The sequence below is a fragment of the Mucilaginibacter phenanthrenivorans genome (genome assembly GCF_024721155.1).
GTDB lineage: Bacteria > Bacteroidota > Bacteroidia > Sphingobacteriales > Sphingobacteriaceae > Mucilaginibacter > Mucilaginibacter phenanthrenivorans.
Map to the genome: position 1 here is coordinate 34,804 of NZ_JAHVAP010000013.1, position 24,676 is coordinate 59,479.

A 24,676-nucleotide genomic window follows, 5' to 3' on the forward strand; every position below is an offset into this window, starting at 1 on the left:
ATTAATGAATGCCATCTCAAAATAAATATCAAAAATTAGGATGCAATAAATCCAAATTTCAGTTTACCTTTATGGAAATTAAATTATAACCAATAAAAATATTTTTATCATGAAAGCACTATTTCAATTTAAAACATTGGCGGTTTTTGTATGCGCTATTTTGGTATCGGTAACGGTAATGGCACAGGAAAAACCAGCAAGCCCGCATAAGGGAGTAAAAGGCACTGCAGCAGGCGCAACCATCACCATTCGTTATGGAAGCCCGTATGTTAAAGGCCGTGTAATTTGGGGCGACCTGGTGCCTTACGCCAAAGTTTACCGCGCAGGGGCAGATTCAGCAACCACATTTACTACCGACAAAGCCATTAAAGTAGAAGGCAAAGAATTACCGGCAGGTAAATACTCATTTTTTGTTATCCCGCAAAAAACCGGCAAATGGACCGTTATATTCAACAAAACAGCCGAGCAATGGGGCGCATTTAAATATGACCAGGCCCAGGATCAGCTAAGGGTGATGGTAACGCCTAAAAAAATAAAGAAAACTGAATCACTAACCTACGTGATCAATAAAGGAGGCTTTAGCATGAACTGGGATACCGTTTGTGTGCCTGTTTCTGTAAAATAATATTGGTCTATACCTAATCATAATTTAAGGCCTTCTGCTTGCAGAGGGCCTTTTTAGTTAGCTGCGCTTACATATTGCTATATTTACCGCCGATGTTTACTGCCGGCAATAAAAAAATATTAATAAAGCAAGCTATCATAATAGCAGCCCTCCTATTCTTTATTTACCTGCTAATGGTATTTGCCGACTATCCTAAACTTGTTGAGCGCTATTATTCCCAGGGCTTTTACCGTGGAGTTAGTTATTTGCTTCACCCTGCTTTAAATATTTTCCCCTTTAGTGTTGGCGATGTATTGTATATCCTGGTTATAGGTTACCTGGTTTATTCGTTATGCCGGTTTATAAAACTTCTTTTTAGAAGAGAGCTGATGCGTTGCTTGTTAAAGGTCATCGCCCTCATAATAAAAGTGGAAGCCACTATAATAATTTTCTACCTTTTTTGGGGGATGAACTACTTCCGGCCATCTGCAGGTGAGCGCTTAAGTTTAAAGGATACCAGCTATACCACCGAAAACCTTAAAGCTGTTACAACGATGCTTATTGATAGTGCAAATGCCACCCGGGCACGTTTAACTACTGCGGATCTGGCGCAGGATAACGGCGCTATTTACAATACAGCAATAAAGGCGGTTGGCAAATTATCAACTGATTCCGTAGCTTTTCGAACATTTCATCAGGGTGTAAAGCCCTCCATCCTAACGCCTTTGTTAAACTACATAGGCACATCGGGTTATTTTAACCCGTTTACCGGCGAGGCGCAGATCAACTATCAGATGCCCATATTTAACCGCCCGGTTGTGGCCTGTCATGAAATGTCGCACCAGATGGGATATGGGCCGGAGGATGAAGCTGATTTTGTTGGGTTTTTAGCCGGCATTGGCTCTAATGACAGGTTGTTACGCTACTCTGCCTATCACCTGGCGGTTGACGAATTTATGCACGCGCTTTTTTATCGCGATAGCTTAGCTAATAAAGCGCTGAAGCCGCGGGTGTCAAAAACTGTTCACAACGATTTTGTGATCGAACGTAAATATTGGATTGCCTATCAAAATAAGGCCGAAATAGTGACCAGCCTTTTTTATGATCATTATTTAAAGGTAAACAACCAGCCACAGGGGCTTGCCACCTATAACCGCATGATTTTGCTGGTGATGGCGTTATACGAGAAGAGGGTTCATAGTTAGTAGTTGTTCATAGCTAATAGTTGTTCATAGTTGATGGTTCATAGTTCATAGCCGAAAGAAAGGCGGGAAAAATAAGATGCCTCATCAGTCAAAATAGTATGACCAATTGCAATTCCCACTAATGACTAATGACTAATGACTTTCCTGCCATGAACCATCAACTATGAACCATGAACTAAACTAAAGCACCACCCCGTCCGCGGTGAATTTCAGATCATTGTCTCCTGCCAATGCCGAAGTTGCATAGCCGTTGTCGTTTATCAGCAGTTTTTCGCTTTCAGCACGGATATGCAGGCTATCTACATAAAACTCGCCGCTGATGCGGATAACTGCAACAGGCATGTTTACTTCAAGTTCGGCGACTATGTTATGTTCCAGCGCCATAGCCGAATCGTTATCAAGCTGATTAATGTGAATGATGGTTGTTCCGTCAAGTCTTAAAACATCAACGCTGTCCTGCGTTGTCTTAATGGTGTAGGGTGCGCCGGTTACAGGCTTGTTTGATATAATGGTAACAGGAGTTCCGTCTGTGTCTTTAATATCAAGATCAATGTTCAGACTTTCTCCGGAGCCGGCGGCTCCCTGCGAAACGGTATTGATCCGTAAAAAACTTTTCCAGTTTCCCTCTTCGCCGTGGCTGATGGTTTTGCCCCGTACAACAAATGCACTGGAGCCTATTAAAAATGCGTATTTCATTGCTGTGTTGGTTTATATTATACTTAATACAAAAGCTGCAAAAAAGTTTCTTTTATTTTTTAGGCGGAGGATAATTATGACGATAGGGTGGATAATCGGCGGGGAATATGGCGCCAATAAACAAAAAATGCGTTCCGTATCTCACCCCGGAACGCAATGCAACAGTACCCCAGGTAGTGTTGACCAACTAAATCTCAGATCACATGCTTAGTGTTAATCCAAGGCCTTTATGTAACCGGTTGTTAGTCCCGGTAAATTAAATTTCTTCTATTTGTGTACTAAATCAAATCACGTACCTAATTGCCTAAATTCCGGCTATATTAGCTACAATATGAGGCCTAACGAAATACAATAAGCTTTTATTGTGTAATTATAAGTGTAAAAGTAACAATAATTGCAAAATCAAGCAAAAAAAGGCATTTTATTCATAAATTATTTAGTAAAAGTGTAGTTACGATGAAAAAATATTTGTTTTTCTTCTTTTTTCTGTCGCCCGTGTTTGCGTTTACCCAGAAGTTTAACACCGTCGAAATAAAGCGTTTTGAACACGAAGCCTCATTGGTGACCATCGTACGCGATAATTGGGGCGTTCCGCATATTTATGGAAAAACCGATGCTGATGTGGTTTTTGGGCTGATGTATACCGAGTGTGAAGATAATTTTAAAGGGATTGAACAAAATTATTTATACCAATTGGGCAGGCAAAGCGAAGTTAGCGGCGAAAGGGAACTTTATACCGATGTGCAGCTGCAATTAATTGCTGATACTGCTGATGCGATAAAAGATTATAAAACTGCAGCTCCCTTTTTCAAAAAACTAATGGATGCTTTTGCCGACGGCGTGAACTATTATTTATACAAACATCCTGAAGTTAAACCTGCTGTTTTTCAGCATTTTGAGCCATGGTATGCACTGATGTTTACTGATGGCAGCGTATCAGCAACTGTAACAGGAGGGATCAATTTAAAAGAGACAGCCGAATTCTATGGTGGCCCGGTCGAAAAGCTTGGCGCAGTTTATAAACCCGTTATAAACGACAGGGAAACCGGCTCAAATGGGTTTGCTATAGCTCCGTCAAAGTCGGCATCTGGAAATGCACTATTGTATATTAATCCGCATGTGCCTTTTTATTTCCGGAGCGAGGTGCAATTGGTAAGCGAAGAGGGCCTTGATGTTTACGGCGCGGTTACCTGGGGACAGTTTTTTGTTTACCAGGGCTTTAACCCGCATTGCGGCTGGATGCATACCAGCAGTAACGCAGATGTTGGCGACCTGTATGCCGAAAAGGTGAGTAAGAAGGACGGGAAATGGTATTATGAATATGATGGAAAGCTAAAACCCATCATCACCCGCAAACTGGTAATGAATGTTAAAAATGGTTCGGGAGTTGAACAAAAGACCTTTACCGGTTATTACACGCAGCATGGCCCGGTGCTCGGCAGCAGGAACGGCAAGTGGCTGGCGCTTAAAGCCAATAACCGCTCATACAATGCATTATTAGAATCATGGCTGATAACAAAGGCAAACTCACTTGCCGAATATAAAAAAGCGATGGACCTGCTCAGTAACGCTACAAATAATACGGTTTATGCTGATGATAAGGGAAACATCATTTTCTGGTACGGCAACTTTATGCCAAAACGCAACCCTGCTTTTGATTGGAGTCTGCCGGTTGATGGCAGCACCTCCGCAACCGAATGGCAGGGACTGCATAAACTGGGCGAAATTGTGCAGGTTTCCAATCCACCCAACGGCTGGATCCAGAATTGTAATTCAACGCCCTTTGCTTCAGCGGGAAAATATAGCCCGGATAAAAATAAATACCCCGCCTACATGGCGCCCGACGGGCAAAACTACCGGGCAATAAACGCTATCAGACTATTAAGCGACCCCGAAAAACTTACACTTGATGAATTGATTGCGAAAGGCTATAACCATTATCTGGCCGCTTTTGACGATTTGCTGCCGTCGCTATTTAACGCTTATGCTGCTGCGCCGGATTCTGTTAAGCAGCTTCTTGCAGGGCCGGTGGAAACTATGCATAAATGGGATAGATCTTCGGCAGCAAACTCTGTAGCAACCACGCTGGCGGTAGAGTGGGGGACTTTACTAATACGTAAATTACCTCCGGCAAAAACAGACGAGGAAAGCACCTATCAAACCAAACGCATAGAAGCATTTATTCAAACTTTAACGGATAAACAACAGTTGGATTTTTTTGCCGAAGCCGTGAATAATGTTAAAAACCGTTACGGCAGCTGGGAAACAAAATGGGGCGATATCAACCGTTACCAACGCCCCGCTGATGGTGTTACGTTTAGTGACGATGCGCCAAGCCTGCCTGTTGGGGCTGTTTCATCCGCATTCGGGCAGCTACCATCGTTCCAGAGCCGTACCATGAATACGAAGAAACGCTACGGATATTCGGGCAATAGTTTTATTGCCGCTGTGGAATTTGGTACCCGTATTAAGGCAAAAACTATCATAACAGGCGGTCAATCATTCAATCCAGCCTCAAAACACTATACAGATCAGGCTGGCATGTATATTGAAGGTAAGTTTAAGGATGTTCTGTTTTATAAAGACGACGTGCTTAAACACGCCGAAAAAACATATCATCCGGGTGAGTGATTAAAAGAGAATCAAGAATTTAAGAATCAGGATTCAGGAAGACTAAGAATATTGTGATTTTTTGTCTTGTCTCCTGGTTCTTGACTTCTTGAATCTAAACTCCCGCTCTTGTTTAAAACTATTAATCAAAGTATATTTGAGTGTTATACTCAGATAGATCACTGCAGATAAAACAATTATCGTTGTTATGAAGAAATACCTTTTCCTATTATCGGCAATGCTTTTGGCAAGCATGAGCATACATGCACAAAGTACAAGATTTGAGGAGTTAATTTATTTCACCAACCTAACCAATGGCGAAGTGTATAATAACTTATTGCAGAGCAACTACTTCAGGCAGGATTACGCTATAGACGTTAATGGAAAGCAGCTGGAATATTTCAAAAACATCGGCCCAAAGCCCGGTACCGAAAAAATAATGGTTGGCGATTACACCCGCTTGTACAACGGTACCGTTCTTCACACCGTTAACTATACCTCAACAGATCCGCAGCACATCATCAACATGATTGCCCAGGCAAAACGTTTCGGTCTGGAACTTAAGTTCCGTGGCGCTGATGAATCAAATAATATTTATCTTTTCGACAATAGCTTTTATAAGGTTAGTATCTACCTCCGCCGCGATCAAACATCAGGCCTGGTTGAGATAAAACAAAAAGAGTATTTGGGATTGGATTGACGTTGGTGAGGCAGTGACTCAAAAAAGCGCGTTCTCATGCTTCGAGTGCCTCAGCATGACACCCCTCTTTCCTGTTTTTACTTCTCTCACTTCTTCTTCGATGCCTTAGCCATCGGGTTAAAATCAAGCGCAAGTTTTATCCAGTGGTCAAAATCCTTTTGTTTGTGAAAGGCATCTTCGGTTACGTACACAAAATCTTTGGCCGATCTGCCGCTCATTACCATTTGGCGAACGCCGTTTTCATCTAAGGCGGTTTGCATAGCTTCTGCGCCTATACGGCAAAGCATTTCATCGCCGCTGACACAAACGCACATCTTCCCGTTAACCATAAAGCATACCCCGCGAAACATTTCTTTTTCTTCCACATCGGGCAGGTGCATTAGCGCTTCCCTTATTTTATCCGCAAGTTTGGTGTTGTAGGCCATGGGTAGTTCATTAGTTTACTGGTTCATTAGTTCATTGGTGTCGGGTGGATACCTGGCATTTATCAACCCAAATTAATAATTAATTGGCCATTATAACTGTTATAGGTAAATATTAATTGAAACATTTTCGCCTTTTAATACTCCAAAAGATGAGGACTATAGCTGTTGCTCTCCTAACAACTCACCGGCTATGAACCATGATCTATGAACCATGAACTTTTTTCAAAAACTTTAAAATGTTTCCATAGTGCAATCGTCTTCTATATTAAATAACTTTAAATAAATTGATAACAGCCGTAATGCCAGAAGAAAACCACAAGAACATCATACAAGCTATTGGAGCGTATGGTAAAAACTTGCTGGGTTTTATCAGGCGCAGGGTAAAAAGCGACGCCGATGCCGAAGACATTCTGCAGGATGTTTGGTACCAGTTCAGTTCGGTTATAAATTCGGAGCCTATTGAGCAAACCAGCGCGTGGCTGTACAAGGTTGCGCGTAACAAGATCCTGGATAAGCATAAAAAGCATACCGAACTTTTAGTGGATGACATGCTTGCCGGGGATGAGGATGACGATGATGCGCCGGACTTCAAGGCCATCCTGATGACGGAAAGCACTACGCCCGAAACCGAGTTTATGCGCAGCCTTTTTTGGGAACAGTTATTTAGCGCCTTGGATGAACTACCGGAGGAACAACGGGAGGTATTTATCTGGCACGAGCTGGACGATATACCGTTTAGCGAGATAGCCGAGAATACAGGCATCAATGTGCAAACCCTGGTGTCGCGCAAGCGGTATGCGGTGGTGCACCTGCGCAAACGGTTAAAACAATTATACGAAGAGATTACACAATATTAAAAGAACATTAACATGAGACCATTTTTTTATAAAAGGCGATTTTTCTTTATCCCACTGGCAGTTGCCGCCTTTCTGTCGCTCATCAGCTTTGCGGTGATGAGTTTGTGGAACTGTTTATTGCCCGGTATTTTGCACGTAGGCGTAATTACATTCTGGCAGGCCATGGGCATCTTTGTTTTATGCAAGATCCTGTTTGGCTTTGGCAAGGGAGGCCGCGGTTTTGGCGGTCGGGGTGGCGACGGCGCCCCATGGATGCGCCGCAAAATGGAGGAGAAATTTAAAAACATGACGCCCGAAGAACGCGAAAAGTTTAAAGAGAAGTTCAGGAATTGCGGCAGGTGGGGTCACCATGGCGACCATCCCTTCCAGAAATACTGGCAGGAAGCTAAAACCGAAGAAGCTAAGCCGGAATAAGTATTGAGTCGGGAGTCTTTAGTCTTGAGTGAAGAGAAATCTCGAGACTAAAGGCAATCGGCCTAATAATAAAAAATAATAGACTTTTTGTCCAGTTTTTCCGTTCCCGATAGTTATTACAATTAAAAGCAACCAGATCATAAACCAAGCCGGCCTCTCATGTTTTTTTGACTAAGGGCTACCGACTTAAAAACTAAAGACTTATGACCGACATCCTGATTTTTACAACAAGCGTTGAAAGGCCCGAACAGGTTAACGAGGTAAAGCCATTGCTAACCGCAGTACCGGCTATCAGCGGCTGGAATTTCGATTTGGAAGATTGTGATAACATCCTGCGGATAGAAGCTAACGACGTATCGCCACGGTATATCGAATCGCTTTTGCAAACGGCGGGCTATCATTGCCAGGAGCTGGAGTATTGACCGCTGATTTTTTTTGATTAGCGGATTTCGCTGATTTGAACTTTTCCCAGATTTACGAAGTTTTTTAAACTTCGTAAGTTGCTTTGTTTATCTTACACAACATTCTGTTTACTAGTTAATTGCATTTATTTATGTATCTCGTTCTATATCCGGGTCACGCATAAGTCACGTAAAAACGGGTTTATTCCGGTTTATCTTTTACCAAAAAGAACCCAAAATTATTTTTACATTTGGCTAAACCTTCATCCTATGCAAGCCGAATTTATTTGCCTCGAAGATAAAGCATTCAAAGCCGTCATTGATAAAGTGGTCGCTTATATCAAGGCTGAGCATGGCATCAAAGAAGATAAATGGATTTCTCCCGAAAAGGCAATGGCAAAGCTGAATGTCGGTAAAACCACACTCCAAAGATATAGAAACGAAAACCTTATTCGCTATTCCGAATTATCCCCAAGGGCGTTCTTGTACGATATTGATTCTATAAACGAATACATAGATAAGAAATCGCGCGATAAATTTTAATAACATGGCAGACGAAGACAAAGATTTAGACCAGGAATTTATCAACGAAGTTAACGCCGGTTATTTGCTCGGTAAATACGCGCCGGATTTTTGGGATTTGATTGTTCACTCAACTGGAAATAGTAAGGTACTGGCTGCTATGAAGCAAGGCAAAGGAATATTTGATAACGAAAAAACAAACCATTTGCCTGGCTGGCTGAAAGGAGATCGGTTTAAAGAAGACAATGCCAGTTGGGAGAGGTCCCGTGAGAAAGACGATAAAGACGAGCCGGAACGATAGTTTTTCTTTTCACCAGCAAATGTTACGGTCTTCTTGGTCTTTATTCCACTCAATACCGTTACCCTTATATTTGCTGAAGTCTTTTTTAAGCATCCATCACTTTATGGAAAAAGAAGCCCTTATCCGCGTCAATCCATAAGTTGTGCGTAAACATGTTTTCGAATTTTGTAATCTGGTAGGTCTTCTCCTCCTCAGACCAAGCAAAAGATACCATCGCAAAACGACGAAGCTTAACAATCAACTTTATTGGAAAGATTGAACTAAACTTGGTAATATTGTCAGCTCCAAATTCTTGTAATTCATCGACTAGTGAATAGTCGAAAAGTGATTTAATTGATTTATTATCTACATCTATTTTGTGCTCTCGGAAATATTCTAAAACACTTTTAAGATATTTAGATATATCTCGAAAATCAAGCAATTTAGGCTCTTGAATAATCGACCATAGTTTAAGAGTTACATGCGAAGACATTTCTACATCATAATAGACATGAAAAGAATACTCGTTTTCATTAATTAAATCGGTTGACGAAATAAGTTTGATATCCTTAACATTATAAAATTTACTTCTGAAGTTAGAAAGGCTATTGCCCCAAATATCCGCTCGACTTATTGGATGCCAATATCGATAGGCTACATCATACCTCTTCATGGATAACGCCACAAAATATTTTTCGATTTGTTTTTTAAGTTTCAGTTTCGCAAGCAAAAAAAGTACATCTTTTTCCGAAACTTGATTTAGTAAACCCTTATAAAATGTTTCATTAAATTCCGTTTCATCGGATTTGGCCATCGGTACATTATCTAAATCCGGGATTTGCGCAGTTTTTTCCTCGGAAGAGATACCAGGAGGTAGTACATCAGGTTCAACAACTCGGTTATCCGTTCTGATTTTTTTAAAATCAATTTTTTTTGTTTCTCTATCAAAAACCTTCAAATGGACTAAATTATCCTTATAAAAGGTCGGTGACTTTTCCTCAAATAACACTTGAAATAAGACTTGGGCGCGCTCATCAAAAAATAAGTCACCTGGTCCTTCAATTTCTTCGGGTAAGGTGAGACCGAAAATGTTTTCGACAATGTGAATTATTAAGCCGTCTTTTTCTTCAATTGGTATTGTGGGATAGTTTAATGCGTCTTGATATTTATTATAGAAAAATTTAGGATTTGTTGTTTCAGGACCAAATACTAATCCAAAAAGTTTTTGAACGCCGTCTTCCGCTTTAGCTTTCCAAAAGTTATACCGTGTGTGTTCGACTTGACTCCTTTTGAACGCCGGTATTTTTTCAATAAATTTTTTTTTGAGAATTAAATAAAATTCTACATAAATCAACGTAGGAATTATCATATTTTAAATTTACAGGAATTCCCGTAAAAAGATATGCTTTTAAAATTAATTCCTGGAAACGACTAAAGAATTCCCGGAAACGACAAAGAAATCATCCCACCGCTCAACTTTGTATGGGGCCATTACTTTTCGGTGGCTCAGGGTTATCAATAGACTTATTATTTACAGCTTTTAAAATGGCTTTTTTATGGGACAGCAAATTACAAATCATATCAACACTGCGCTGTGGCGCTCGGTCTTTATACTGCCCCTCAGATATTTTTTCTTCGAGGACAAAGTACATTTCCTCGATGAAGTCCTTGACAGCAGTAAGGTAACCCTCGCCACATTCTTTGCCGTGCTTAGTAATATAATCTTGAACGGTGTTTTTGGTCAAAGGTTGATGTTCGTTCCCTATAGTGCGGTAGTTTTCGGAGAAATCAAATTTCTTTTTGTCCACATCAGCCTCACAAAAAAAATTAATTAGACCATTTACATAGCATAAATAGATTTAGTTGTCAACATAAACGGTCGGCCATCAAAAAATAAAACATTGTAATTAAGTAATAACAAATAAACGACAATGGAAACAAACCGGATAATAATCAATATCGATAGAATAACCCTCATTGTTAACCATTTGTTCCCATGCGATAATAAGGGAGAAGATTTTGTAGAAAAAACGCCGTTCCTCGAAAAACACGGATTTTTAGAACAATGGCACGGGATCGAATATCCCGACCCTGAAACATTGCCAGTTCAATATGACCCGAAAAAAGATGGCAACTAAAGATATGCATAGGGAAAACGCCTAAAACCCTTAAAAAAGAGGCAGCGGAATAGCTGAAAACGCCGGAACAGAGTAAGCAACGACTGTAATCTTAATATATCATGAGCGCAAAAAAATCAGCGACTGATGCAGGTTTCAGAGTAACAAGTGACCCTTATGTGCTAAAAAAAGATAATAGCACGGTTACCATGAGACCAGGTAATGGGGTTATTGTTGACCACGGTGGTCGCCATAACAAATATGGCAGTGACACACCAAGTTCAACAATGGCCAAGAGGTTGAAGTAACAACCTGTTTCAGAGCCCTTCTATGACTGATCACCATAGAAGGTTTTACAATCCTTTATTAAAAAAACATTTATATGAAACCTTTCGACTTAGATAAACCGATTATCAATTTCGGTTCTGAAACCGATAATATTTCGTTCACGATACGGGACTCAATTACTGGCTGCGCCGTGTTCGGCGCGACAGGCAGCGGGAAAACAAGTGGTGGAAAAACTTTGGCACTCAACCTGCTCTTAAATAATTATGGTGGTTTAGTATTAACGGTCAAGTCAACGGATAAGGCTGATTGGATTGAATACTGCCGACTAACAGGCAGGGAAAATGATTTAATAATTATCGGCCCAGGCGAAGCGCACAGCTTCAATTTCCTTGAATATGAATCAAAAAACAGTTCCGGTGAACAAGCCTATACCGCAAACATTGCGCAGGTTTTAAAGACCGTAATCCTTGCTGGCGCGGAGAAAGACAGTGGACATACTGGCGGTGCGGACCCCTTTTGGCAAACGGCATCTGATATGTTGATTTTTCATTGTATAGATATCGCTATGATGGCCTACGGCAAAGTATCTGTTCAGCTACTGTACGACTTAGTGCAATCTCTACCAAATAGTAACAGTGAAAATGTTTCAAAACCCAAAGAAGCGGAAGAAAACGAATTCGAAAAAGCATACAAATTGGCAAGAAAGAAAGTCCTGAACAAAATAAGTTTATGGGAACAATCGCTATCGACTGCTGAAAGACTCCAATTAAATGAAAATGGACTCTACGAGTCTGCATTTTTAAACGCTATACCTGATGCGAAGTTATTTAAACTTCTTGACCAGTTTTTTTGTGTAACTTATAAAAACCTATCTGAAAAAACGCGTTCAATTATAGATTTTTCTTTTGCAGGGTGGCTGTTCCAATTGCTCAGGGAGCCGGTTTATTCTCTTTTTTGCGAACGTCCTTCGACAGTCACGCCGGAGGATAGTATAAAAGGTAAAATTATTTTAATTGACTTACCTGTTAAGCTTTACCATGAGGCTGGACGCTCTTGCCAAATTTTATATAAATATATCTGGCAACGCGCAATGGAAAAGAGGGAGATTAACGCAGAATCGCGTCCGGTGTTTCTTTGGGCCGACGAAGCGCAGAATTTTTTGCACCAGCATGATGCTGATTTTCAAGCCACCGCTCGAAGTAGTCTAATAGCGACCATTTATATTACACAAAATTTGCATTGCTATTACAGCGTAATGGGCGGCGCAAAAAGTGAACATCGCGTGAAAGCTTTTTTGGGTACGCTTAATACTAAAATCTTCATGGCCAATGCGGATGCAGAAACAAATTCATATGCAAGTTCACTTATTGGCGATGCGTTTTTTGAGGATTTATCTGCCGGAGTAACCGTAGCAGAAAATTTTTCAAAGAGCCGGAATACCTCGCTGAAATTGGAAAGAATATTAAGGCCGGAAAGCTTCGTGCAGCTTAAAACCGGTGGCCCATTAAATAACTACCTGGTTGAGGGTGTGCTACATCGCCAAGGCAACAGAGTTCGAAAAGGCTTTAACCACGCAAAAATCACTTTTGACCAGAATTACAATCCAAAACTATTTAATCAATAAATTAAAAATCATGAAAACTAAAAATTTGTATTACACGGTGTTTTTCAAAAGAAAAAGCATCATTAAGGAAATGTCCTTGTTCATTTTCGTATTTGTTATCACCTGGCCGCGTATCCTCTTGGAAGTTTTTATCAGGAAAAACTTTGGTGTACGTTACTTTTCAATGGTAAAAGCCGTTTTGATTAGCATTTTCCTTTTTTTCATCCCTATTTCTATCGATAAGATTGCCAGTTTCGGCGGTAAGTCAGTAGTAACAATCATTTTTACCAATATATCGTGGTATATCTCCTTAGCGGCCTTTTTGTATTTCTGTTACAAAAGGCACCAGGAAGTAAAACGGGAACCGGGAGTATTTGATTTTGCTAAATTCAGTTACTACAATGGGGATATCGATGACCGCTTTTACAATATAAAAATTAAAGGCAAGGAAATAAACAGGCGTTTAATTTGCACCCTCATTGAGCCAGCCTTCTTTTGTTTGATTGGGATAGTACTCTCAATCCTTATGCAAAAAGTAGGCATTCTGATTCTGTTTTGCAGCATGTGTTATTCTTTGGGTTATATAGGCGAATATGTACGCGGCGATCATTTCATTATGGACACTATTGATAAAATGATCAGCAACGAGGAAATGGTCAATTCATTTGTTGATGGACGCGAACCGGAAGATACAAGGGGTTTTGAAACTTATGGACGAAAACCTGTCGACCCGGAGTTTCGGCGCAACGTGGCTAACAATTTTTACGAGGACGAAACCTATATCGCTTCATAAGCCCTTAGCACGTTTAAGGGAAGAAGTCTGATGGGTTTTTATTATTAGGTATTAATGACTTTTTGGACACAGCCCTGAGCACTGCCACGGCAAAATAATTATCAATCAAATTTAGCATTTATGAGCGCCAATAACGATGATACCCCTAAGCTGCCCAATGATTGGTCGCACTTGAAGGATCCGCTATACAGGGCCCAAGAGCAGGTTTTTTTAATCAACAAAAAGCTTGACGATTTACGGTCACAAGCAAATCCTGATAGTTCTATAACCAGCCAGATAAAGCAGCTATCCGAAGATAAACAACACTTCAAAGAAGGGTTTAAGATATGGATTGAGACTGAACTCCGGGAGGGCTATTTCATCGAGCAGGACAATCTAAGGCTTGCGGTCAATTATCAATTGAGTGATAAGGCTTACGAAAAGGCCAAGTCCGATTTTCAGAAATCAACAAAAGAATATCAATACATAAACTACGCAGAAAGGTTTTTGGACGGGTTGAAAAGCAATAAATCCAGATTTGGTGAAAACACCAAAGATGTTTTAAAAAATATTGATTTGGATAAAAATTGACGTTGAATGATTTTGCAAAATAAAAGCCCCCGTAGTTGGGGGGCTTTTACCAAATGTGGAAGCGACTCTAATATAAATAGTCGTTATGGTGGCCAGCGCCACGAGCGTTGAGACATATAATGTAATGACCTGTGTGGTTTACACAATGGAAGCCGGGCACAACATACCAATTGCTATCATCCCCTTCAACAATAGACCAAACGCAGTAAGGATCAATGTTTGGCGGGAGTTCTTGGTAATCAAAAAATATGTTATTATCTTCTTTTACGACGACATTATATCGTTTTAAGAAATCTTTGAATCGCCCTGTTCTTTTGTATGGCTGTTGCCGCCCCGTTACAGTTTTTTTGCCATTAATGGGAGAGTTTAGCTCTGATTGAGATTTGCTATTTATCATGTATTGTTCCTTTCTGCAGGAAGTAAATGGTTACAATAGATGAACGACCGAAGGTAAGCGACTAAACCGGCTGTTATTTTGTTTCGCGAGGAATGTCGCTGGCAGGGGAAAATAATAGTTGGTAACGGGAGTGGCTTCGGTAATCTCTGGCCGTAACAATTTGACTTTATTCCCGACAGATAACAATGGCTACATCGCATTTTCTAAAGGAGCATTTTTCATTATCATTCATTAATTAAAACGACTTATTTACCGGCATACGCCGATTCTAACGTATAACCAGCCACTGCCCTGAGCACTGCTTTACTTACTCGGCTAGCTATCGACACGCAAATAACTAAAACGAACAACCATGAACAATAAAACAAAAAAGATGGATTTACCGGAGCGTTACGCCTATCTGAATGAAACCTTGAAGGACAGTCAGGTTCTTGTTTTTCACCTTTATAAGGAAAAGGAAAAGCTGTTAACAATAAAACCACCAAGATATGAGGCAGCTATACTTGTGCTCGACGAAGAAATTACATTAACAATTGATGCGACAAAAGAGGAGTTTGAACATGAACTTTATGATGATGAAACGAAAGACGCAGATCAAGTTAGGCAAGCTTTGGATTATCAACTAAGTGAACAAGTATATAACGAATGCAAAGCCACGAGAACATTTGAAAAAGGTCTTCACTTTAGAACGCAAGAATTTGAAAAAACTTTAGAGAACCATAATAATAAAGCACCAGACAAGACTGTCCGAAATAAGTCGCAGGATATTGATATGGAGAAAGAGTAGTAATCGGCTGCGATATCATTATCAATACTTACCTACCGTAAATAAAACCGAATTGTTTACCGGCGGGAGCCGATTCTAACGTATAACATCTGCCATGATACGCATGATACAAAGTAGCAATGCCGCACACGCGAAGTCGTACTTTTCGGATGCATTACAAAAATCAGATTATTATACCTCAGACCAGGAACTCCCCGGAAAATTTTTCGGAAGTTTGGCCGGGCGCATCGGGTTGCAACAGGAAGCAACCAAAGAAAGTTTTTTTGCTCTTTGTGAAAACATTAACCCGGTAACGGGAAAAGACTTAACCCCGCGTAATGCTGAAAACCGCACCACGGGCTATGATATCAATTTCCATTGCCCGAAATCTTTAAGCATTGTCCATTCCCTGTCGCCGGATGAACATATTCTAAAAGCATTTCAGGCAAGCGTTTATGAAACGATGCTTGATATTGAGTCGGATGCCAAAACGCGCGTCAGAAAGCGCTACGCTTATGAAGATAGGGAAACCGACGAATTACTATGGGCGGAATTTATACACCAGACTGCCCGCCCTGTGGACGGATATTTGCCCGACCCGCACCTACATGCCCATTGTTTCGTCTTCAATGCCACATTTGACAAAAAGGAAAACCGTACTAAAGCCGGGCAATTCCGGGATATAAATCGCGATATGCCTTATTATCAAGCCCGTTTTCATAAGCGTCTTGCGGATAAACTTACCGATTTGGGCTATAGCATCCGGCGAACAGACAAGTCATTCGAAATTGAAGGAGTTCCGCAAAAGGTAATCGACCTGTTTAGTAAACGTACAAACGAAATCGGACAGGCAGCCCGAGAAAAGGGTATTACCGATGCCAAAACATTAAGTGAACTCGGCGCTAAAACCCGTTCCAAAAAGCAAAAAGGTTTAGGGATGGCCGAACTTAAGGCGGCATGGCGGAAACAGATAGCAGAAAATATTACCTATGAACCCGGCGAAGAAAATACACCAATCCGCCATGCCCCGCAAAGGGAGCCAGATAAAACAACGGCACCGGACTGCGTGGATTATGCTATCAAGCATTCATTTGAGCGTACCTCCGTTATGGCAGACCGCAGGATACTGGCCACCGCTTACCGGCATAGCCTGGGCAAGCGGTCGGTATCTATTGAAAATATTTCGGACAGCTTCAAGAGCGATAGCCGTATCATCCGTGTAAAGGACAAATATAAAATACTATGCACTACCAAAGCTGTTTTGGCAGAAGAGCAACAAATGGTGAATCTTGCCCGTCAGGGTCAAGGCAAATTTCAACCTTTATATCATCAGCCGCCAGCGTTAAGTTCCAAACTTAACGATCAGCAAACATTGGCCATCAGCCATGTGCTGACGACACCTCATCAGGTATCCATTATTCGCGGAGCGGCCGGAACGGGTAAAACAACAGTGATGACCGAGGCCAGGAAGCATATAGAAGCGGCGGACAAGCAATTATTTGTCGTTGCTCCGACAGCGCAAGCCTCCCGGGGCGTTTTGGTCGAAGAAGGATTTGAAAATGCTACAACGGTTGCAAACCTCCTTCAAAACAAGGAATTACAGGAACAATTAAAGCATAAGGTGCTATGGGTTGATGAAGCGGGCCTGCTCGGTACAACCGATATGACCGCCCTGCTCTCCTTAGCTAAAATACAAAACGCGCGTATCATACTTGGTGGGGATACGAGACAACACAGCGCTGTCGTTCGCGGTGATGCTCTAAGAATTTTAAATACTGTAGCAGGAATTAAAACCGCTGAAATCAGTAAAATACACCGACAGAAAAACGTCCATTACCGGGCAGCCGTTGAAGATTTATCAAAAGGCGATGTAAATTCCGCTTTTATCAAGCTTAGCAGTATCGGTGCGATTAGGAATATTGATCCCTTAAAGCCCAATGAATCGCTGATTGCCAATTATATGGGAGCCATCAAAAAAGGCAAAAGCGCTCTCATTGTTTCACCCACCCATCAGCAGGGAAAAGCGGTAACGGATGAAATAAGGCAAAAGCTGCGTTCTTTACGAATGCTTGGCAAAAAGGAAATCAAAGCTAATAAACTGGAGAATCTCAACCTTACAGAGGCGCAAAAAAGCGACTGGCGAAACTTTAAGCCAGGAGAAATAATTCAGTTCAATCAGAATATGGCGCAAATAAAACGTGGTAGTATTTGGGTCGTACGCGAGGTCAGTGGAAAAGCTGTCCTTATAGGTAACGATGCCGGAAAAACACTTTCCCTGCCGCAAACACAGCCCGTATTTGATGTGTACAAGCAATCAGAAATCGAGTTGTCTATCGGTGATAAGGTTAGAATTACGCGGAACGCCCTGGATCACCAGAATAAACGCCTTAATAACGGGCAGCATCTTGAAGTGGCAGAAATTAACAAGTCCGGTAAGGTTGTCTTACTTAACACCGCCAGTAAAACACATTATCTACTCAATAAGGATTTTGGGCATATTGACCACGCTTATTGCACTACTTCACATTCGGCACAGGGTAAAACTGTGGATGAAGTATTTATTTCGCAGCCATCTTCGACGTTCACGGCGACCGACGCAAAGCAATTTTATGTATCTGTTTCGCGTGGCCGGGATGCTGCGACTATATACACCGATGATCGCGTGGCTCTGCTGGAATATGCCTCTGAAATCGGCGACAGGCAATCGGCCCTAGAGTTGGTCAAATCAGGGAAAAGCCACATGGATTACGTTCAGCAAGCGGAACGTGAAAACTATATTCCAAAGAACGCCCAAACTATTACCAAAAAAACTCTCAATTTAACAACGCGATTAGCTAAAGAGGATTATGAGCCAGAACTTTAAGCTGAAATTTGACGAAATGCGTGAGAGCAAACCCACAGGCGAAACGGAAAGCGCGCAATCAGGAATTCACGAAAGCTTTTCGAATCCCGGCAACGTTCGCAATTTATGCTTTGTATGGCCGGACGGGCGGATGAAGTTTTTGAATTATGCTTACCTGATTTCGGCAGAGTATCGCCCCAATGATGGAACAATAGTTATGGTTTATACAACAGATACAGTAATGATGGTTGGTTCAGGGCTTAGAGAACTTTTCCTGAAGTTTCTGAGTCATTTACCTATGAAAGTTGAATGCGCCGATCCGCGATATAATTTAACTGATGAACACGATAGTTGTATTATAAATGATATCAATATTTGCAGTTCCCGATAATGTAATTATTTATTTTAAAAGTTTCGTATAGCTATATCAACGGCTATAACGCCGCAGCATGCAGCAATATATTGGGTTTTCCCGCTTGGAGTTTCGATAACGTATGTGTTATATTGATCAAATGCGCTACTTGTCCAGTTCTCGACGTCTATTGAACTAATCTTATTAATCGCAGAAAGGTTTTTATAATATAGGGTCAATTCCTCTAGTGAAGGCAGGTACCAGTCTTTATATCCACCAACTTCACAGGCCAGACATACACCAGCGGCAGAAGTAGGCCCGAAAACTGATGCAATATTGAGTGTATTAGCTTTGCCCGAACCGAATGATGTAGATGTTGAGGTTGGTAAAGGGGTGTAACCTTGATTAGGTGGATAGTAGGTTGGGTCCCATGCGCCAAACCCACAAGCTGACGCAACAAGTCCGTGCATCTTTGAGTTGTCCAAATAAAAAATTGTTCCACCAGCATAATCATCTCCTATTTTTAACTCGTTTTTCGTTTTAAAAGACTTAACTGCTCCCCAAACATAGCTTTTATCCAATTTCGGGCCGTATACGTAGTAAGCATATGCCCGATAGTAATAGGTGGTGTTTCGCGTTAAGCCGGAAATTATAGTGGAAAAGTGACCTATGCCAGCCCCTGCCGAGGCATAATTGCCTCCATAAATAGGCTCAGAGGTTTTACTCCAAATTACACCGTTATAAATAATTCCAGCAACTGGCTTGTCTGATGAAAACGAGCCAGCGACAACAGCTGACGTTGTCGTTATAGACGTCGCGTCCTCTGAAATAACTGACATTCTAACAGTTGATTTAAGCTTTGTAATATAATCGTTTAGATATTTTTGTATGTTATCAAGAATATCTTTCGGTGTTTCGGGAGACTTTGTCGGCACGTAAGTGGGGTCAAGTACCTTTTTCGCCGGATCAAGAAGTGAATTTAAGAAATTAGTTAATTGACCACTTCCGAAAAGTAAATAAGCAAAATCCCCTAAGTCACCAGTTAATAACGCACTCGAATTAAATTCATTGCCGGTCGCCTGATCGATTAGATAATTTCCTGCAACGCCGATTCCAACTATTGCTATGAGCGGTAGATCCAAAATAGATGAAACAGCGATAAGCATACCCCCAGCTAAAACACCGTAAAGATTTTTATAAACTCCTTGTGGCGTTGTTTGCGCATTTGCATTTGGGATCAAGCCACCTAATATTTTATACATGATGCTTTTGTCTTTTTCACCGTTTTTAGCAATTAAAAAAGGTTTATTTTGAATTAATGCTAACAGTTGCTCATTCGATAAAAACACGGATTTTTGGTATGAATTAGCGTTCTTAAAAAATGCGGTTATATAATCAGACAACTTGTTGTATTTCGATAATGAACTATCCTTATTGGCGATGTTCTGAAAAAATACGTTACTTAACAATCTGATTTTTTCACCATCTTTCTCATTATATTGAAAACTGAAGTTCTCAATTGAAAATGTTCTATTTGGTGTTTCCAGTACTACGATAACAGACAAACCTTGATTTCCACTGGCGTCTTGAAATCCAACTGTGTAAATCCCAAATTCAGTTAGATTATTCTTCGTAGTTAGCGGAACATCTAACTTGTTGTTCTTTTTGCATGATACTATGCTTGAAAACAGTATAAGTAAAATTGAGAACTTTAGGTGATAAGTCAGGTTTGTACTTTTCATACATATTTAAATAATGGATTTAAATTTAAATATTTCATTGAAGTAAAACAAATTAGATCCGAAAAATATCACCTATAACGGGATCGAAATCAAAAGGCCGGGATTAGATTCCCAGCCTTTGTTATCTTTTAGTCAAGTCATTTAGGTTGTATGTTGTTTAGGTAATCAACGGCTTTCGACGCTTCACTGGCAGCAATAAAAATCGAGCGATTGTTTTCTTTGATTACTTTAAGCCAATGGTCAATATACCCAGCATGGTCGCCCTTTTCAACCGTTGCAAGCCCAAAGCCTGCGGAGAGGAATGCCGCCCCAAACTCGGCGACTAATTCCTCCAGTGCATATTGCTGATCGCCGAACCGTTTGCCGCCTTCCCTGTTCAAACGGTTCCTGGCGCCTGTCCAATGAACCAGTTCATGCATTGTTGATGAATAAAAGGCCTCGGTTGCGGAACAGGTTTTGGTGTCCTGGAACGTTTCGGGATAGGGCATCAAAATTTTATCGGACACCAGGTCATAACATGGCCCACCGTCGTGTTGCTCAATAATTGCGTGGGTATGTGCCAAAAAATCATCAATGACATCAATTTTCTCAATGAGCGATTTTGTTGGTTCCTGATTGGCCTCACCGGGAACATAACTTGCAAGTTGGGATCGGTTAAAGACTTTATAGGTTTTGAGGAATGGTAGTTTTTTTACTTCGCCTTCGACTTCTTTCTCAACCGTATCGTAATAGATGATAAGGCTTCCCTGCTCGTCCTTCTTGATGAATTCATTGCGTTGATTCCACTGGTAATAGCCAGCCCATTCGTTTGTTGGAAAATTATTCTTGACGGCTGAACACCAAAGAAGAATAATATTCATGCCCTGGTAAAAATTCTTGGTGGTAAAATTATATGGCAGGCTTAACGCCTTATGACTTGCGCCGGCCCAGGGTTTCTCCCACGGTATGACCCCGGCTTCCAATTGTTCGATAATAATATCGGTTACCCGTTGATAGGCATCCTTGATTTTTACGTCTTTGGTTAATTCTTTTGTTTGCGCGACAGTTTCCATCGTTTAGTCCTTTTCAATTAAAAGTTCCAAGCCCTGCGGGATTGCAGGACTTGGAATATGTTTATAGTTTCAACTTCAGCGCAATGTTGTTTAGGGTTGTTTCATCAGTAACGATCTCGCCGGCTTCGTATGCCGCATTGGCGTAAACGCTCATTTGATGTGTGCCTTCAAACGACAGATCGCGTTCAAGGAATCGCAAAATATCCTGGGCGTTTTCTAATTCGCTAATGAAAACCGTTCCCAATTCCGGGAAGCCCATTCCAAGGTCACAAAGTCCGAAGGCTATGTCGCTGTCTTCCGGGTCAAGTTCGCTGATTAACCATGTACAGTCGGTGCAGGTCATAAACAGTTTTACAACGGGCGGATGATCCTTGTGAGAAGTTTGATCCCTCCCGTTTTCGATGAGTTTCTCGTATTGTGATTTGGTAAAAAGTTTCATTTTGAAGCCTTTTCTGTTAGTGTTGATGGTTGCAAAAGATGGCCAACCGGAAGAATAGTGACGAAACCGGCTGTAATTTTGGATGGGCGGGTGAATGCCGAAGGCAGAGGAAAATAATAGTTGGCGTCGGCAGCGGCTTCGGTTAATCTTTTGAAATAACCGTTGGCACGTACTGACAGGAAATTCACGAAAAAAACAAGAGCCTAATTCACATCGTAATTGCGAATAAGTAGCTCATTCACGATAAGTCGGCTATTTGGATTTCCGGCAATATTCCTGCGACCCTGGACCATTTCGATTTTGTAATCCTGATACAACTTGCGGATAAAAGGCGTATCTGCGTTCGAAAGTAAAAATCGGATACCAGAGTGGTTCAATCTGTCACATGCCAGCTTTAGCCGAATCTGGTCATCCTTGCCGAAACCACAATCCGTATAAGCGGTAAACGAATTGTTAGCGACGGTATCATAGGGAGGGTCGAGGTAGACAAAGCTATCTTTTATCACCGTCTTCAAAACATCTTCGAAATCGACGCTTGTGATGATGCCGTCTGCGATGCATAAATATTCGCCAACTGCCGTAAGGTTATCGGGGGAAACGACGTCGACGTTTTTCCGGTAGCCGTAGCCGACATTAAACTTACCGGCGCGATTAACCCGGTACAACCCGTTAAAGCAGGTTTTATTCAGGTAGATAATCCGGGCGGCTCTTGCCAAAGAATCAACTGCGGAATAGTTGGCATGGCAGTCTAATGCCCTCACTGCATAAAATTCATGCTCGGTGTTCCTGAAGAGTTCCAAATATTTAATCAGGGAGTACACATTGTATTTTACTGCATTATAGGCGTTTATAAGTTCATGGTTAAGATCGTTTACGACGTACCGATTTGGCTGTAGCGCCAGTAGTACTTCCCCGTCGCCCAAAAACGGTTCGTAGTAACAGGAATAGTTTTTCGGGATGTATTTGAGGATTTCGGGTAACAATTTTCTTTTTCCACCAGCCCATTTTAAAAAAGGCTTAAGTTGTGTTGGCTGCATGCAGATTTCCTTTCATGCTGTGTTGGGTTGAAGTGTTGAAAATGGCTGTCGTGGGGCTTACGGGATAAGCCCATTATCTGCAAAGGAATAATAGCCATCCGATGTCAAAATAATGTGTTCGACCACTTTGATGTCGAGTATCCTGCCGCCCTCAATCAGCCTGTTAGTCAATTCAATGTCCGCGCCGCTTGGACTGTTATTGCCGGACGGGTGATTGTGAGCCGCAATGATTTTTGAGGCTTTGCCTTTTAATGCCGCCATGAAGACAAGTTTGGGGTCGGCAAAGCACGCCGATAACCCACCGCTTGAAATATCGCAGATGCCGAGGCAATTATTTCGGATGTCGAGCAACACAATTTTGAATTGCTCGACTAATCCAATCCTGTTCTCATCCCATGAGGCGCGCAGTACCTTGTGGGCGAGTTGGGATTTGTTGATATATGGTCGGGATTCGGGAGGTATGCTGTTGCGGTAGACTAATTCAACTTCAGCAACTTTGTATAGGGAAACGGCATCAAACTGGTGCATGTGGAACCTTTGCAATTGGATAGCCTAAATTATCCATGTGCCACGCATTAACATCTTTGTGGCCTTTATAGAGTTTGTTTACAGGGGTATGCCGAAGATTTTCCTCCATTTTGCAAAATTCCGCCATAAGCCGGGTAGCCTTATCGCCTGCGTCGTCGTTATCAAACCAGGTATGGACAACGCGATAGCCGTAGTCTTTGATGTAAGCCATACCCTCCCGCAAGCAGGATAATGAGTTTAAGACAATGACATCATCGTTGTGCTCTTTGCCTGCAGGGGTTTGCAAAAAAGTCAGATAATCCATCACACCTTCAAACAGGTGAATATTTGGGGGCTTCGGGATTTTGCCACGGATGAACGTAATACTCTTTTTGCCGAGACAGCCCTTAAAAAACGGATTCCGTAATTCGTAACCGTATTTTTCATTTCTAAAGCCAAGCGCACAAAAAGTTTTGCCGGTATTTTTATTAAGAAACCAAACTTCTTTTAAATGCTTTTCCGCAATTTCGCGATAGATACCACGGCTTTCAAGGTATTTGATCAGCCCGATGTTTTTGATTTTCGAAACTGACTTTTTAACAAGTTTGCTGTCTTCTTTTGAAAAATCTGCCAAACCAAAATCAGGAATTGGCGGAAATCCGCTACCCGTCACGTTTTTTAAATACCGTAAGGAATCGCTAACAGTGTTATCAAATCCCTGGCCACCTAAATAGCGGCGCGTAAAATCGATAATGTCGCCCCCGCTGCCCTCCCCATGGTCGTACCATTGATTTTTTTGTTTGTTCAGGTGAAAGCTTGCGGTTCTTTCGTCGCGCCAGGGCGACCGATAGTAGGCGTTTGAACTATCTTCGCGTACCGGTTGCAAACCAATTTTTTCTAGAATTTCGGAAATAGGTATCGTCTTCGCTTGTTCGACGTTCATCGAGCGCTCCTGGTAAATTAAAATTGAGATGGATTATTTTAGAAAGAAAAGCGGGCTAGCGTCGCATTCGGCTTGCTATAAATTCATCGAGAACGGATTGTCTGTACCGGACTGCTGCACCGATCTTGATTGGCTGCAAGTCGTAGCGTTTTGTGCAGTCCCATACCGCGAGCGTATTGGAGTTGCTTAAACCGATATATGCAGCAGCCTCCAGTCGGTTCAGCAGCGGATCATCATTTGTAATGTTTGACATTCATGTTCCTTCTGTTTTGATTCTACTTCGTTGTTTCGTAACGATGGGTTGAATACTTGAAAAGGAACTCGAAAGTCAAATACAATCGACATGATTAATGCCTGTTAATACCAATATATGTTTATGTATTTCATACATATTTGGAAACACGGTCCAGGCGTAATAAGGGCAGACTGTCTAAGAACATCAGCTAAAAAGTAGTCATATATTTAAAAATTTTAGACTTTTGATTTACAGTCTTTGGCTGAAAATGCGCTGTAT

28 protein-coding genes are annotated in these 24,676 nt (G+C 41.4%); 17 read left to right on the forward strand and 11 right to left on the reverse strand.

The genetic code is table 11. From position 1 onward, the window contains the following. The first annotated feature begins 109 nt into the window (after window positions 1-109). Window positions 110-625, forward strand: coding sequence for a DUF2911 domain-containing protein (locus KXD93_RS25455; protein WP_258140340.1), 516 nt, complete (start codon window positions 110-112; stop codon window positions 623-625). A 92-nt stretch (window positions 626-717) separates the two neighbouring features. Beyond that, window positions 718-1,809, forward strand: a complete 1,092-nt coding sequence (locus tag KXD93_RS25460) for a DUF3810 domain-containing protein (RefSeq protein ID WP_258140341.1) — start codon at window positions 718-720, stop codon at window positions 1,807-1,809. 180 nt (window positions 1,810-1,989) lie between these two features. Here KXD93_RS25460 and KXD93_RS25465 read toward each other — a convergent pair whose 3' ends face one another. Then, complete coding sequence (locus KXD93_RS25465) at window positions 1,990-2,505, reverse strand: hypothetical protein (RefSeq protein ID WP_258140343.1); 516 nt, start codon at window positions 2,503-2,505, stop codon at window positions 1,990-1,992. Window positions 2,506-2,961: 456 nt separating this feature from the next. Here KXD93_RS25465 and KXD93_RS25470 point away from each other — a divergent pair, with 456 nt between their 5' ends. Continuing rightward, window positions 2,962-5,136, forward strand: coding sequence for a penicillin acylase family protein (locus KXD93_RS25470; protein WP_258140345.1), 2,175 nt, complete (start codon window positions 2,962-2,964; stop codon window positions 5,134-5,136). 187 nt (window positions 5,137-5,323) lie between these two features. Then, complete coding sequence (locus KXD93_RS25475) at window positions 5,324-5,815, forward strand: hypothetical protein (protein WP_258140347.1); 492 nt, start codon at window positions 5,324-5,326, stop codon at window positions 5,813-5,815. Between the two features lie 86 nt (window positions 5,816-5,901). Here the strand turns inward: KXD93_RS25475 and KXD93_RS25480 are convergent, their stop codons facing one another. Next, window positions 5,902-6,240, reverse strand: a complete 339-nt coding sequence (locus tag KXD93_RS25480; RefSeq protein ID WP_258140349.1) for a TfoX/Sxy family protein — start codon at window positions 6,238-6,240, stop codon at window positions 5,902-5,904. Between the two features lie 284 nt (window positions 6,241-6,524). Here KXD93_RS25480 and KXD93_RS25485 point away from each other — a divergent pair, with 284 nt between their 5' ends. The 5 genes from KXD93_RS25485 to KXD93_RS25505 all read left to right on the forward strand — a co-directional run bounded on the left by KXD93_RS25485 (window position 6,525) and on the right by KXD93_RS25505 (window position 8,735). Then, window positions 6,525-7,097, forward strand: coding sequence for an RNA polymerase sigma factor (locus KXD93_RS25485; protein ID WP_258140351.1), 573 nt, complete (start codon window positions 6,525-6,527; stop codon window positions 7,095-7,097). Window positions 7,098-7,109: 12 nt separating this feature from the next. Further along, window positions 7,110-7,511 (forward strand): DUF1104 domain-containing protein, encoded by a 402-nt coding sequence (locus tag KXD93_RS25490; RefSeq protein ID WP_258140352.1) that lies wholly within the window; start codon window positions 7,110-7,112, stop codon window positions 7,509-7,511. 203 nt (window positions 7,512-7,714) lie between these two features. Then, a complete protein-coding gene (locus KXD93_RS25495; RefSeq protein WP_258140355.1) occupies window positions 7,715-7,933 on the forward strand; it encodes a hypothetical protein in 219 nt (72 codons plus the stop codon). A gap of 249 nt (window positions 7,934-8,182) precedes the next feature. Then, window positions 8,183-8,455, forward strand: a complete 273-nt coding sequence (locus tag KXD93_RS25500; RefSeq protein WP_258140357.1) for a helix-turn-helix domain-containing protein — start codon at window positions 8,183-8,185, stop codon at window positions 8,453-8,455. A gap of 4 nt (window positions 8,456-8,459) precedes the next feature. Continuing rightward, complete coding sequence (locus KXD93_RS25505) at window positions 8,460-8,735, forward strand: hypothetical protein (RefSeq protein ID WP_258140358.1); 276 nt, start codon at window positions 8,460-8,462, stop codon at window positions 8,733-8,735. 85 nt (window positions 8,736-8,820) lie between these two features. Here KXD93_RS25505 and KXD93_RS25510 read toward each other — a convergent pair whose 3' ends face one another. Further along, complete coding sequence (locus tag KXD93_RS25510; protein ID WP_258140359.1) at window positions 8,821-10,083, reverse strand: hypothetical protein; 1,263 nt, start codon at window positions 10,081-10,083, stop codon at window positions 8,821-8,823. Window positions 10,084-10,186: 103 nt separating this feature from the next. After that, entirely contained in the window at window positions 10,187-10,522 is a 336-nt protein-coding gene (locus KXD93_RS25515; RefSeq protein ID WP_258140360.1) for a hypothetical protein, read from the reverse strand. A 123-nt stretch (window positions 10,523-10,645) separates the two neighbouring features. On the opposite strand from KXD93_RS25515, the gene KXD93_RS25520 reads away from it, so the two are divergent. From KXD93_RS25520 to KXD93_RS25555, 8 genes are all read left to right on the forward strand, one after another. Next, on the forward strand, window positions 10,646-10,852 hold the full coding sequence (locus tag KXD93_RS25520) for a hypothetical protein (protein WP_258140361.1): 207 nt from the start codon (window positions 10,646-10,648) through the stop codon (window positions 10,850-10,852). A gap of 101 nt (window positions 10,853-10,953) precedes the next feature. Continuing rightward, entirely contained in the window at window positions 10,954-11,139 is a 186-nt protein-coding gene (locus KXD93_RS25525) for a hypothetical protein (RefSeq protein ID WP_258140362.1), read from the forward strand. A gap of 74 nt (window positions 11,140-11,213) precedes the next feature. Next, window positions 11,214-12,743: a type IV secretory system conjugative DNA transfer family protein gene (locus tag KXD93_RS25530; RefSeq protein WP_258140363.1), complete on the forward strand. Its 1,530-nt coding sequence runs from the start codon at window positions 11,214-11,216 to the stop codon at window positions 12,741-12,743. Between the two features lie 10 nt (window positions 12,744-12,753). Next, a complete protein-coding gene (locus KXD93_RS25535) occupies window positions 12,754-13,515 on the forward strand; it encodes a hypothetical protein (protein ID WP_258140364.1) in 762 nt (253 codons plus the stop codon). A 120-nt stretch (window positions 13,516-13,635) separates the two neighbouring features. Then, a complete protein-coding gene (locus tag KXD93_RS25540; protein ID WP_258140365.1) occupies window positions 13,636-14,085 on the forward strand; it encodes a hypothetical protein in 450 nt (149 codons plus the stop codon). 749 nt (window positions 14,086-14,834) lie between these two features. After that, window positions 14,835-15,269, forward strand: a complete 435-nt coding sequence (locus KXD93_RS25545; protein WP_258140366.1) for a hypothetical protein — start codon at window positions 14,835-14,837, stop codon at window positions 15,267-15,269. Window positions 15,270-15,372: 103 nt separating this feature from the next. Beyond that, window positions 15,373-18,111 carry a MobF family relaxase gene (gene mobF, locus KXD93_RS25550; protein WP_258140448.1) on the forward strand — a complete coding sequence of 913 codons (2,739 nt, stop codon included), beginning with the start codon at window positions 15,373-15,375 and terminating at the stop codon, window positions 18,109-18,111. Further along, window positions 18,095-18,481 carry a hypothetical protein gene (locus KXD93_RS25555; RefSeq protein WP_258140367.1) on the forward strand — a complete coding sequence of 129 codons (387 nt, stop codon included), beginning with the start codon at window positions 18,095-18,097 and terminating at the stop codon, window positions 18,479-18,481. Before mobF ends, KXD93_RS25555 begins: the two co-directional genes overlap by 17 nt. A gap of 14 nt (window positions 18,482-18,495) precedes the next feature. On the opposite strand, the gene KXD93_RS25560 is transcribed toward KXD93_RS25555, so the two are convergent. The 7 genes from KXD93_RS25560 to KXD93_RS25590 all read right to left on the reverse strand — a co-directional run bounded on the left by KXD93_RS25560 (window position 18,496) and on the right by KXD93_RS25590 (window position 24,162). Then, window positions 18,496-20,184 (reverse strand): hypothetical protein, encoded by a 1,689-nt coding sequence (locus tag KXD93_RS25560; RefSeq protein WP_258140368.1) that lies wholly within the window; start codon window positions 20,182-20,184, stop codon window positions 18,496-18,498. A 137-nt stretch (window positions 20,185-20,321) separates the two neighbouring features. Then, entirely contained in the window at window positions 20,322-21,236 is a 915-nt protein-coding gene (locus tag KXD93_RS25565) for an ArdC family protein (RefSeq protein WP_258140369.1), read from the reverse strand. Window positions 21,237-21,297: 61 nt separating this feature from the next. Beyond that, a complete protein-coding gene (locus KXD93_RS25570) occupies window positions 21,298-21,675 on the reverse strand; it encodes a DUF2958 domain-containing protein (RefSeq protein ID WP_258140370.1) in 378 nt (125 codons plus the stop codon). Then, a complete protein-coding gene (locus tag KXD93_RS25575; RefSeq protein ID WP_258140371.1) occupies window positions 21,672-21,863 on the reverse strand; it encodes a hypothetical protein in 192 nt (63 codons plus the stop codon). Before KXD93_RS25575 ends, KXD93_RS25570 begins: the two co-directional genes overlap by 4 nt. 15 nt (window positions 21,864-21,878) lie before the next feature. Next, window positions 21,879-22,712, reverse strand: a complete 834-nt coding sequence (locus KXD93_RS25580; protein ID WP_258140372.1) for a DNA adenine methylase — start codon at window positions 22,710-22,712, stop codon at window positions 21,879-21,881. A gap of 57 nt (window positions 22,713-22,769) precedes the next feature. Further along, window positions 22,770-23,240, reverse strand: a complete 471-nt coding sequence (locus KXD93_RS25585) for a JAB domain-containing protein (protein WP_258140373.1) — start codon at window positions 23,238-23,240, stop codon at window positions 22,770-22,772. Further along, a complete protein-coding gene (locus KXD93_RS25590) occupies window positions 23,227-24,162 on the reverse strand; it encodes a DUF8464 domain-containing protein (protein ID WP_258140374.1) in 936 nt (311 codons plus the stop codon). Before KXD93_RS25590 ends, KXD93_RS25585 begins: the two co-directional genes overlap by 14 nt. Between the last annotated feature and the right edge of the window lie 514 nt (window positions 24,163-24,676).